General features: G+C 66.2%; 10 protein-coding genes. 3 read left to right on the top strand and 7 right to left on the bottom strand.

Annotated elements, in window-relative coordinates; all coding sequences use genetic code 11:
• Positions 1-108: 108 nt before the first annotated feature.
• Both BEP01S_RS05955 and aztD read right to left on the bottom strand, forming a co-directional pair.
• On the bottom strand, positions 109-1,488 hold the full coding sequence (locus tag BEP01S_RS05955) for an NAD-dependent succinate-semialdehyde dehydrogenase (protein WP_062241415.1): 1,380 nt from the start codon (positions 1,486-1,488) through the stop codon (positions 109-111).
• 214 nt (positions 1,489-1,702) lie between these two features.
• Positions 1,703-2,971: a zinc metallochaperone AztD gene (gene aztD, locus BEP01S_RS05950; protein WP_244882112.1), complete on the bottom strand. Its 1,269-nt coding sequence runs from the start codon at positions 2,969-2,971 to the stop codon at positions 1,703-1,705.
• A gap of 182 nt (positions 2,972-3,153) precedes the next feature.
• Between aztD and BEP01S_RS05945 the strand changes: the two genes are divergently transcribed.
• On the top strand, positions 3,154-3,507 hold the full coding sequence (locus tag BEP01S_RS05945) for a nuclear transport factor 2 family protein (RefSeq protein ID WP_062241413.1): 354 nt from the start codon (positions 3,154-3,156) through the stop codon (positions 3,505-3,507).
• A gap of 45 nt (positions 3,508-3,552) precedes the next feature.
• On the opposite strand, the gene BEP01S_RS05940 is transcribed toward BEP01S_RS05945, so the two are convergent.
• Positions 3,553-4,473, bottom strand: a complete 921-nt coding sequence (locus BEP01S_RS05940; RefSeq protein ID WP_062241410.1) for a 3-hydroxyacyl-CoA dehydrogenase NAD-binding domain-containing protein — start codon at positions 4,471-4,473, stop codon at positions 3,553-3,555.
• 175 nt (positions 4,474-4,648) lie between these two features.
• Between BEP01S_RS05940 and BEP01S_RS05935 the strand changes: the two genes are divergently transcribed.
• The gene (locus tag BEP01S_RS05935) at positions 4,649-5,512 is read left to right on the top strand and encodes a hypothetical protein (protein ID WP_052239896.1); all 864 of its coding nucleotides are present in this window, start codon (positions 4,649-4,651) and stop codon (positions 5,510-5,512) included.
• A 44-nt stretch (positions 5,513-5,556) separates the two neighbouring features.
• Positions 5,557-6,780 (top strand): chromate efflux transporter, encoded by a 1,224-nt coding sequence (gene chrA, locus BEP01S_RS05930; RefSeq protein WP_062241408.1) that lies wholly within the window; start codon positions 5,557-5,559, stop codon positions 6,778-6,780.
• Between the two features lie 14 nt (positions 6,781-6,794).
• Here the strand turns inward: chrA and BEP01S_RS05925 are convergent, their stop codons facing one another.
• The 4 genes from BEP01S_RS05925 to BEP01S_RS05910 form a co-directional block, all read right to left on the bottom strand.
• Positions 6,795-8,426 (bottom strand): long-chain-fatty-acid--CoA ligase, encoded by a 1,632-nt coding sequence (locus BEP01S_RS05925; RefSeq protein WP_062241406.1) that lies wholly within the window; start codon positions 8,424-8,426, stop codon positions 6,795-6,797.
• A 237-nt stretch (positions 8,427-8,663) separates the two neighbouring features.
• On the bottom strand, positions 8,664-9,425 hold the full coding sequence (locus BEP01S_RS05920) for an enoyl-CoA hydratase (RefSeq protein ID WP_062241404.1): 762 nt from the start codon (positions 9,423-9,425) through the stop codon (positions 8,664-8,666).
• Between the two features lie 284 nt (positions 9,426-9,709).
• On the bottom strand, positions 9,710-10,282 hold the full coding sequence (locus BEP01S_RS05915) for a GNAT family N-acetyltransferase (protein ID WP_062241402.1): 573 nt from the start codon (positions 10,280-10,282) through the stop codon (positions 9,710-9,712).
• On the bottom strand, positions 10,282-11,529 hold the full coding sequence (locus tag BEP01S_RS05910) for a trans-sulfuration enzyme family protein (protein WP_062241395.1): 1,248 nt from the start codon (positions 11,527-11,529) through the stop codon (positions 10,282-10,284). Before BEP01S_RS05910 ends, BEP01S_RS05915 begins: the two co-directional genes overlap by 1 nt.
• Positions 11,530-11,572: the final 43 nt, after the last annotated feature.

Here is an 11,572-nt window from a genome sequence, read left to right as displayed (position 1 = left end):
CAGGGCGCTGCCCCCTGGTAGGAAACAGCGCCCTGACGGCGATCACAACCCGGTCACGATCGGAACCCGCGCTCTCGGGTCCCGAGCGCACCGATCAGTTCTGACCGATCAGCTCTGTTTGTACACGAGCTGCTTGTTGACGAATTCGTCCATCGCCAGCGGCCCGAGTTCCCGGCCGACGCCGGAGCGCTTGACTCCGCCGAAGGGCAGGTATTCGCGGCTTCCTTCGGGAGCGTTGAGGAAGACCATTCCGGAATCGATCTGGTCTCCGACGCGTTCGGCCCGGGCGATATCGGTGGAGAACACGGCGGCGCCCAGACCGAAGGGGGTGTCGTTGGCGAGCTCAACGGCTTCTTCTTCGCTGCTGACTTTGTAGACGATGACGGCGGGCCCGAAGAGCTCTTCGTAGTATCCGCGCATGCCCTTCTGCACATCGGTGAGGACGACGGGTTCGACGTAGGCTCCGCCGCCGTCGTACTTCTTACCCCCGGCCAGCAGGGTCGCGCCCTCGCTGACGGTGTCCTGGACCTGTTCGACGAAGCGATCGGCGGCGGCCACCGACGACAGCGGGGACAGGCGGGAGCCTTCCTCGCCGGGCACGGCGGGGGTGTTCTTCTTGGCCGCCTCGGTGATGGAGGAGACGAAGTCGTCGTAGATGTCGTCCATGACGATCATCCGCTTGGGCGAGTTGCAGGCCTGGCCGGTGTTGCCCATGCGGGTGTTGAAGAAGGTCTTCGCGGACTTCTGGACATCGTCGGTGTCGAGGAGGATATAGGGGTCGGATCCGCCGAGCTCGAGCACGACCTTCTTGAGGTTCTTTCCGGCCTCGGCTGCGACGGCGGCACCGGCGCGCTCGGATCCGGTCAGGGACACACCGTGGTTGCGCGGGTCGGGCAGGATGATGTCGGCGACCTGCTCGTTGCTGGCGTAGATGTTGATGTAGGCGCCCGCGGGCAAGCCTGCCTCGATGAAGATCTCTTCCATGATCTGCGCCGAGCGGGGGCACTGCGGAGCGTGCTTGAGCAGGATCGTGTTGCCCAGGGCCAGGTTCGGGGCGGCGAAACGGGCGACCTGGTAGTAGGGGAAGTTCCAGGGCATGATGCCCAGCAGCGAGCCGACGGGCTTGCGGCGGATCATGGCGGTCGCGTCCTTGGGTCCGCGCAGGGGTTCGTCGGCCATGAAGGCCTCGGCGTTGTCGGCGAAGTACTTGTAGATCATCGAGCTCAGCTGGACTTCGCCCTTGCCTTCGGGCACGGACTTGCCCATTTCGAGCCGGATGACCTCGGCGAGCTCTTCGGCGCGTTCGGCGTAGATCTCGGACACGCGGGTCAGCAGTGCAGCGCGCTCAGCTACCGGGGTCTTGCTCCACTCGTCGAAGGTCGTCGCCGAACGATCGAGGGCCGCGAGGATCTCGGCATCGGTGGCGGTGGGGAATTCTTCGGCAACCTGGCCGGTCGCCGGGTCGGTCACGCGATACATGGTGGTCATGTCAGTCCTCTTTCACTTCGACGGGGTGTTGCGATCATCTGCGATCGCATGTCCATCCCCACGCTATGGCCGAAACCCGGCGGCGGCAACGACGGTCTCACCTCCTGGGCGGATTCACAGCCATCACCGAGGCGGCCGACCCGACCGGCGGTGCGCTGACGGGCACCGCCGGTCGGGTCGGTTTCGCGTCGCTGTCAGCGTCTGCCGAGGGTCCTCAGCCGGTGACGCCGGTGAGTTCGTTCGGTGCGTGCGGCAGCGTTTCCTCGGCCATCACCTCACCGGATTCGAGGTCGAGGATGTGGATCTTCTTCTCTCCCGGATCGCTGACATAGGCGACTTCGTCCTGGACGAAGAGCGTCGGGCGGGCCTTCTGCCATTCGACGGGTTCTTCCCATTCGTCGATGACCGGGTATTCCTCCGTCACCGAGGCGGTGGCGGGGTCGATGATTTTGAGGTTCCCGTCCGTGGTCAGGACGACGCCCTCCCCGTCGGGTCCGCGGCCCAGGGATCGGAAGCTGTAGGAGGCGTCGAGGTCGACGAGCGAGAGCTTGCCCGACTTCGTGTCGGTGACGCTCACCCGTTCGGGGCGTTCGAGTTCGGCGTCTTCGTCGACCTTGTAGTCGCCGAGGATGTACTGCGATTCGTCGCTGCCGGACTGGTTGCCGATGCGACCGAAGGAGTCGGGAGCGTCGATCTTCTCGAACTTCCCGTCCTTGTACAGAAGGATTCCGTTCTCGCAGCCGAGCGCGATGACCTCGTCCTTCGCAGCGACTTCGCCGTGGACTCCGGGGCACTCGTCGCTGCTTGCGATCTCTTTGCCGGAGCTGTCGACGACCTTCGCACCCGAGCGTTCGTCCTCGGTTCCGACGGTGTGCAGCATCGAACCATCGGCGAGTTTCACGGCGACACCGTGGTGGGGTTCGTCGACCTCGGTTACCTGGGGCTTCGGGGCGCCGTCGGAGAAGTCCTCGGTGTCGAAGGTCTGGATCTTGCCGTCGCCGTCGCCGAAGAGCACGGTGGCCTCGCCGTGGTTGACGACGTGTCCGGGCAGTTCGGTGTCGAAGACGGTGTCGGTGAGCTGCGGGTCGGCGGCGTAGCTGTGGGTGTGGTCGCCGTGCGGCTGGGTCCAGACTCCGGCGTCGAAGAGGCGGAAGCCTTCGGCGACGGAGACCATGAGGTGGCGGCCGTCGCCGACGGGGTTGAGGCGGTTGAAGCCCTCAATCTTCGTGTCGTCGATGACCTCGAGCGTCGTCGCGTCGAGGGTGAGGATCCCTCCGTCGTAGGTAGTCACGATCCGCGGCTGGGCACCGGCGAGCTCCTGGGCGTGCCCTTTGTCGTCCTTGCTGTCTGCGGCGCCCGCGGTCTTCTCGTCCTTGCCGACCGCGTCGTAGTCGGTGGCGTCGTCGCCTGCCTGGCATCCGGTGAGCAGCAGCGCCGAGGCGACCACCGCCGATCCGAGCATCGTGTGGTGTCGTTTCATCATTCGCACTCTCTAGTTAGTGAGACTCGTTATCATTAGTAGGTCGATACTAACCCGATGCAGGATGGATATGCGAAATCAGATGACGATCGAGGTCGACGAGAAGCTCGGTGGCCCGAGGGGCCCGGATCGATCCGCCGAGGGCCGGGCCGGACTATGTCATGGGTCACTGTTACGGTAGTGCCATGCCCAGTGTGACTGAACTCGTGAAGCGCTACTACTCCACCGTCGATGCCGGAGATGCGGGCGCCACCTCGGCGCTGTTCGCCGCCGACGCCAGCTATGATCGGCCCGGCTATCCGACGATGGTCGGCCAGCAGATCACCGACTTCTACCACGGCGAACGCGTCATCGATTCCGGTGCGCATTCGCTGCAGGAGATCATCGTCGACGGCGACCGCGCATCCAGTCGCGGAGTCTTCAGCGGCCGCCTCAAGGACGGCTCGGAGACCTCGGTGGGATTCGCGGATTTCTTCCTCTTCGACACCGAGGGTCTCATCGCCGAACGCACCACGTACTTCTACCAAGCAGCGGTCTGAGCCTCAGTCGTTGAGCCCGAGCAGTTGAGCCTCAGCGACTGAGGCTCAGCGACCCTGGCCGCGGGCGTCGAGCACCGCCTTCTGGATCCGATCGCGGACGGCGGCGGCCTGCGGAGTCGGCGTCGGGCCATAGGCTTCTTCGACCTGCTCGAAGACGTCTTCCATGCCTGCGGGGTCGACGTCGACGGGCAGATCCTCGATGGCGGCGAAGGCCGGGCCGATATGGTCCATGAACCCGCGGATCCCGGCCTCTCCCCCGCCGAAGTGCATGCCTTCGAACTGACCGACGGCCGACCATCGCAGACCCAGCGAATTCTTCATCACGGTGTCGAGGTCTGCGGCGGTGACGACTCCGTTCTGCACGAGCGAGATCGCTTCTTTCATCAGCGCATTCTGCAGCCGATTTCCGACGAACCCGCGGATCTCACGTCCCAGCACCACCGGTTCGCGGCCGCAGCTGCGGTAGAACTCGACCGTGGCGTCCACGGTCTCGGTAGAGGTCTGCGGTGATGGCACGACTTCGACGAGCGGCATGAGATGCGGTGGATTGAATGGATGGCCGACGATGACGCGGGAGGCCTCGGACTCCGGCAGCGCGGCCGCGATCGATGAGGCCGGGATCGTCGACGATGAGGTTGCGAACACGGCCTCGGTTGGAGCCGCCTCGGCGATCTGGGAGAACAGCACCGGCTTCGATTCGGGATCCTCGGGACCGGATTCCTGGACGAAGACGACACCGGCGACGGCGGCCTCGACGGTCTCGGCGATTTCGACGGTGCCGACCTGCGAGGCCAGCTCATTCCGGGCGGAAGCGTCGGCGGTGACGTCGGCCTGGAGCTCGGCGACCACCTCGGCGAGGTCGGAACGCGGGTCGAAGACCCGCACCGTGTACCCGCTGCGGGCGAAGAGATAGGCGAACGACCGGCCGATGGTTCCGGCGCCGATGACGGCGACTGTTGAGCTCATGCGTCCAGGCTATACCCGGCCCATCCCGGCGGGCGGCGGAGTTCACTCAAGCGTGCGGGGACGTTCACTCACGCGCGTGTCGGCCGCGTCTCAGCATGCACTGGCCCGTTCGCCGTAGTCGAATCGTTGCCCTGGACCTCCCGCCGTGGCCGGGATCGGGTGGCACAATGTCACCATGAGCGCGAACCCAGAACTGAGAACAGTGGACTCGGAGATCCTCGCCCTGGCGGAGGACGAATACGCCGCCGCTGCGGAGACCGCGCGCATCGACGTGCGCGAGATCCACACCGCCGACGAGGCGGCCAGGGCCTCGATGCTGCTCGACGAAGTCTGGAACGTCGACGAGACCGGCACGAACGTGTTCGAACCCAGCCTCATCATCGCCTTCGCCCACGCCGGCAACTATGTCTCAGCTGCCTACAGCGTCGACGAACCCGACGAGATGATCGGTGTGACCATCGGCTTCTTCGGCCAGCCTCTGGGCACGGTCATGCACTCGCATATCGCCGGCGTCCGCCACCAGATCATCGGCCGCGGCGCCGGATCCGCGATGAAGCTGCACCAGCGCCTGTGGTGCCTCAACCTCGGCATCACCGAGATGACCTGGACCTTCGACCCCCTCATCGCACGCAACGCGTACTTCAACTTCCAACGCCTGGGCGTCGGCATGGTCGAATACCTCGAGGACTTCTACGGTCAGATGCGCGACGGAGTGAACTCCGGCCAGGCCAGCGACCGGATGATGGTGTCCTGGCCGCTCGACCGTCCGGCACGGGCCTCGGTCGTCGATCCCGGATCGGCCTTCCCCTGCCTGCGCGCCGATGATGACGGCGAGCCGCTGCTGAGCGAAGTGCCGAAGGAGACCGAATTCGTCTCACTCGACTTCCCCTCCGACATCGAGGACCTGCGCGGCCAGGATGCCGACCTCGCCAGCCGCTGGCGACTGGCGCTGCGCACCGCGCTGACCGGCCTCGTCGGCGACGGTTGGGTCGTCGACACCTGCCTCAAGGGCGGCACCTATCTCCTCCACCACCCCTGAGGCCCGTTCACCTCTGCGTCACCTGATTCGTGTTCACTGATCCGATGACCACTGCACCTGCCCGCACCGCCGAGGTGGCCGGATCGTTCCTTCGCCTGGGCCTGACGTCGTTCGGCGGCCCCGTCGCCCACCTCGGGTACTTCCGCGAGACCTTCGTCGGCCGCCGCTCCTGGCTGGACGACCGCGAATACGCCGACCTCGTGGCCCTGTGCCAGATGCTGCCCGGCCCCGCGTCGAGTCAGGTCGGCATGGGACTCGGGCTGCGCCGAGCAGGTCTGCCTGGGCTCGCCGCCGCGTGGGTGACCTTCACTCTGCCGTCGGCGATTCTGCTCACCCTCTTCGCGCTCGGGCTCTCGGCCTTCGGCGAGCTCGGCGATGCCGGATGGCTGCTCGGACTCAAGGCCGCCGCGGTGGCCGTCGTCGCCGGTGCCGTGCAGTCGATGGCGAAATCGCTGACCCCGGATGCCCGGCGCGCGAGCATCGCCGGTCTCGCCATCGTCCTCATGCTCGTCATCCCGAACTCGTTCGTGCCGACGGCTCTCGTCCAGGTCGCCGCGATCGTCCTCGGCGGAGTGCTCGGTCTGGTCTGGCTGAAACGGCCCCACAGAGGGGCGAAGAATCGGGAAACCCCCGCCGAGACCCGCGTTGCCTCGCGTGGCGCCAGGCGACTTGGCATCTCCGCCCTCATCGCCTTCGTCGCGCTGCTCGTCGGACTGCCCGCGCTCACCGCAGTGACCGGGGACGCGACGATTCGTCTCATCGACATCTTCTATCGGGCCGGGGCGCTGGTCTTCGGCGGCGGTCATGTCGTCCTGCCGCTGCTCGATGCCGAGCTCGTGCCCACAGGGCTCGTCGACCACGACACGTTCCTCGCCGGCTACGGCGCCGCTCAGGCCGTGCCCGGTCCGCTCTTCACCTTCGCGGCGTTCCTCGGAGCGTCGATGACGACGGGGCCCAGCGGCATCCTCGGCGCCGGCATCGCACTGCTCGCGATCTTCCTTCCCGCCGGTCTGCTGGTGATCGGGATCCTGCCGTTCTGGGAACGGCTGCGCTCCTGGGAACCGGCGACGGCGGCACTGACCGGAGTCAATGCCGCCGTCGTAGGACTGTTGGGGGCCGCGCTCTACGACCCCGTCTTCGTCGAGGGGATCACGTCGCCTGCGACCCTGGCGCTGGCCGTCGCCGCCTTCGTCGCCGGGACCATGTGGAAGATCCCGGCATGGGCGACGGTGATCAGCGCCGGGCTGCTCGGCTGGCTGCTGCTGTGATCAGTCTGCTGTGATCAGGACTCTTCCCAGTTCTTGCGCAGCAGCTTCTTGTCGAGCTTGCCCACCGAGGTGCGCGGCATCTCGTCGACGACCTTGACCTCATCGGGCATCTGCCACTTTGCGAAACGAGAACTCAGCGTTTCGACGATCGACTCACGGGTCACCTCGGCGCCGGGGTTGGCGACGACGTAGGCGATCGGACGCTCATCCCATTTCTCGTCGGGGACACCGATGACAGCGGCCTCGCTGACGTCGGGGTTGTCGAGGATCGCGTTCTCCATGTCGATCGACGAGATCCACTCGCCTCCGGACTTGATGACGTCCTTGAGCCGGTCGGTGATCTTGAGGTAGCCGTGTTCGTCGATGGTGCCGACGTCACCCGACCGCCACCAGCCGTCGAGGAACCGGTCGGCGTTGTCGGGCAGCTGGAAGTAGGATTCGGTGATCCACGGGCCACGCATGACCAGCTCGCCCATGGACTTTCCGTCGCGCGGAAGCTCATTGCCCTCCGGATCGACGGTCTTCAGTTCGACACCGATGATGGGCAGACCCTGTGAGCGCTTGAGATCCCACTTCTCTTCCGCGTCGAGGTCGAGACCGGGTCGGATCTTCCAGTTCGTCGTCGCCAGCGGGGTGGTTTCGGTGGCCCCGTAGCCGTGGATGACGTCGGCCCCGGTGAGCTCCTTGAACCCGCGCATCATCGACAGCGGCGGCTCCGAGGATCCGGAGACCAACCGGACGCCGGAGAGATCCGGAGCCTGCGGCATCTTCTTCATCATCTGCAGCATCGGCCCGAAGATGGCAGGGGCGCCGTTGGCCAATGTGACCTTCTCCTCGACGAAGGCCTGGGCGATGGCGCCGAACTCCTCGGCGGCGAACTTGCCCGGCAGGACGAGTTTGGAACCGGCGGCCACAGCGTTCTGCGGGAAGCCCCACGACAGCACATGGAACATCGGGGTGATGGGCATGACGCAGTCGTCGAAGTTCCCGTGCAGTGCGGCAAGACCGCCCATGGTGTGCAGGTAGATCGAGCGGTGCGAGTAGTACACGCCCTTGGGTCGGCCGGTGGTGCCGGTGGTGTATCCGGCGTAGGCGGCGGTCTTCTCGTCGACGACGGGCCAGTCGAAGGTCTCGGATTTGTCGGCGATGAGGTCTTCGTAGGACACGACGTTGGTCAGGCTCGTCTCGATCTCCGCGATCGGCTTGTCGGTCATGACGACCCAGCCCTTGACGTCGAGCTTCGGCGCCAGCGATTCGGCGACCTGCAGCAGGGATTCGTCGACGAAGATCCAGTCCGACTTCGAGTGGCTGACGACATAGGCGAGGTCTTCGGAAGCCAGGCGCAGGTTGAGCTGGAGCATGGTCGCGGCCACACCGGGGACAGCGAAGTAGAGCTCGAGGTGGCGGCGGGAGTTCCAGTCGAGGACTCCGACCATGGAGCCGGCGCCGACGCCGAGGTCGGCGAGACCCTGCGCGAGCTGAGCCATCCGCTTGAACTCGTCGGCGTAGTTCGACCGACCCCAGGAACCGTCCGAACGGCGGTAGACGACTTCGACATCGCCGAAGACGGTGGCAGCGTGCCGGATGAGGGTGGTGGTGTTGAGCTGGTAGCTGTCGCCCAGGGTGGACGGAATTCCTGTCAGCATGAGACTCCTTCGTTCGTACTACGGCCCCTCCTCGCCGCTGTGGCCGCGGCGGGAGAAGTATCGTGATCGCCGGTTTCGTGGTGGGCGATCGTCACCATCACATCAGCTCCGCAGGTGGCGCGGATGCGGTCGCATCGATTCGTGGTCAAACAGTTATGAACCAGTCCGCGGTCGGGCGGTGGTGGACCTGCCCGTGGCCTGGCGGTCATGGGCCGGTCCGTCCGCGCCATCCCGCGATCATTCCCCGGTGAAGCCGGGTGCCCTCTTCTCGAGGAAGGCCGCGACTCCCTCGGCGAAGTCCTTGCTCGCGCGCAGCGCATCCTGGCCTTCGACCTCGCGGCCGAAGGACGAGTCGATTTCAGCCAGGCTGGCCCGATTGATCGCTCGCTTCGAGGCGGTCAGGGCTCGAGTCGGACCCTGCGCGAAGACCGCGGCGACTTCCTCGGCCCGTGCCAGGTGGCTTCCGGCCGGTACGACTTCGCTGGCCAGCCCCCAGTCGAGAGCATCGGCGGCCTGCAGCTTCTCTCCCGTCAGCGCCATGCGCAGGGCCCGGTGACGCCCCGCCGAGGCTGCGACCAGCGCAGTCGAGCCTCCGTCGGGCATGAGACCGATCTTCGTGAAGGGAAGCATGAGATAGGACTTCTCGCTCATCACCAGATAGTCGCAGGCCAACGCGAGCGAACAGCCGATGCCGGCGGCCGGTCCGGACACTGCCGCGATCGTGGGGATAGGCAGGTCGAGGATCGAGGCGATGATCCTATTCGCACCGTCGAGGTCGATGCCGTCTTGTCGTTCCAGCCCTCCCTGCAGATCCGCCCCGGAGCTGAAGGACCGCTCATTGCCGGTGAGGATGAAGGCTCGGGAGTTCGCTGCCGCCTCGGTGACGGCCGTGCCGATGGCCTCAAACGTCGACTCGTTGAGCGCGTTGAGGCTCTCCGGACGATTGATGGTCACGGTCGTGACATCGCCGCTGACTTCGGTGAGAACACTGGTGGACAATGCGACTCCTTCGTACGAATCCGATGATCCGAGTAGCTTTCGGGGCGACTGCTTCCGTCCGTCGGGGAGGAGCGCGGAAGCATCTACCGCCACTTTAACGTACGTTAAGTTGATCTGCGTCACATAAGCGAGGCGGATTGCTCGCTGCCGAGAAACGTGCTCAGCGTCGAGAAACGGGTTCCGGCACGGGTGTTTCACCGAGAAACGGGTGGAGTGTCGAGAAACGTGGGTGCACCCGCGTGTCTCGACGTTTGACCCGTTTCTCGGCAGAATGCTTCGCGCTCTCAGGCCAAAGTGGCGTCGAGCTGGGCAGCGGTGAGGTCCCGATCGGCGAAGACCAGCCTCATGGCAGTCGGGTCGGGATTGCCGGCGTCAGGCGCCCGATGGACGAGCTCGAACCCGAGCTTGCGGGCGACCACGGCTGAAGCAGTATTGGCCTCGAGCAGATACGCCACGACCGGCAGATCAGGGTCGACGGCCGCAGCGGCCTCGATCGCATCCCGCGAGACCGCGGTCGCCAGCCCCTGTCCTTGTGTTTCGGGCCGGAACCGGTACCCGAGGTTCCAGAACGCTCCGGGTGTACTACGGGAGGCACCGGGGCCGGTGACTCCGCGCAGCGAGCAGCCGCAATAGCCGAGAATCTCCCCGCCCGGAACTCGTCTGACCATCCACGGCCCGATTCCGTCGAGCTCCCACTGCGAGGCCAAGCGGACGAGGATCGCTACGGCGTCTTCCCCATCGGTCAGGCGCCCGCTGGGCAAGTGCGTCCAGACCCGCGGGTCGGAGTCGATGGTGAAGAACTGATCACGGTCGTCCGTGCTGGGCCGGTCGAGCACGTAATCGGGCGCCTGCCCCATCAGGCCAGGGCCGCCTCGAGGTCGGCCCACAGGTCCTCGAGGTTCTCGATGCCCACGCTCAGACGGATGAGCCCCTCGGGCACGGTCGCCGGTTCCGCGGGGTGCCGGCGGCGACGTTCGATGAGGGATTCCACCCCGCCCAGGGACGTCGCCGGCGTCCACAGTCGGACCGCCTCGGCGATGGCGGTGGCCTTCTCCGCGGAGTCGACGGTGAAGGAGATGATCGCTCCGAACCCGTTCATCTGCGCGGCTGCACGAGCATGGCCGGGATCACCTGGCAGACCCGGGTAGCGGGTTTCGACGACGGTGGGGTGGGCGGCCAGGCGTTCGGCGATGGCGTGTGCGTTGGCCTGCGCGCGGTCGAGGCGCACGGCCAGGGTGCGCAGTCCACGCAGGGCCAGCCAGACCTCGAAGGGTCCGGCGATGCCACCGCGCATGGATCGTTCCGTATGCAGGTCCTCGCGCAGTGCGGTGCTGCCGGTGACGACCGCGCCGAGGACGACGTCGGAGTGCCCGGCCAGGTATTTCGTCACCGAGTGCACGACGATATCGGCGCCCAGATCGAGCGGCGTCTGCAGCAGCGGGGTGGCGAAGGTGTTGTCGACGGAGACGAGGAACCCGCGGTCCTTGGCGGCGGTGGTCAGCGCGGGAACGTCGGCGACCTCGAGCATAGGGTTCGTCGGCGATTCGATCCACAGCATTCCCGGGGATCCGGCTTCGCCGGCACTCGCCGAGGCGGCCGCCCCGTCCGCTGCCACCTGACCCGGCCTCGCGTGCCCCGCTTCGTCGAGGGCGGCGATGACCGCCTCGGTGTCGGAGATGTCGACGGTGACGATGTCGAAGTTCTGACGCCCAGCGATCTGCTCCGCGGAGGAAAGCGCACCTTGGTAGCTGTGGGTCGGGATGATCAGCGTGCCGCCGGCGGGCACGAGGCTGATCACGGCCGAAATCGCCGCCAGACCGGAGCCGAAGACCAAACCAGGCAGTGCTGAGTGCTCGAGCTGACCGAGCGCCTCTTCGAACGGTGTCCATGCGGGGGTGTCGAAGCGAGCGTAGGCATAGGGCGAGGCGGTGATGTCGCCGGCGCTGACGAAGGTCGAGGACAGATCGATCGGCGGGTTCACCGCGGCACCGTAGGCGCGCTGCGGGCGTCCGGTTTCGACGATGAGAGTGTCCGGGGCGAAATCCGACGAAGCGGCGGGCTCGGACGAAGCGGCGGATGAGGTGGAGAGCTCAGGCTGTGTCATGTCCCCAATATATGCCCCACTCCATCACACGAATTCGGCAGTC

Origin of the sequence: Brevibacterium epidermidis NBRC 14811 (assembly GCF_001570805.1) — a bacterium.
GTDB lineage: Bacteria > Actinomycetota > Actinomycetes > Actinomycetales > Brevibacteriaceae > Brevibacterium > Brevibacterium epidermidis.
The sequence above is the reverse complement of the archived record's forward strand: the minus strand, read 5'-3'. Positions and strand labels throughout refer to the sequence as shown.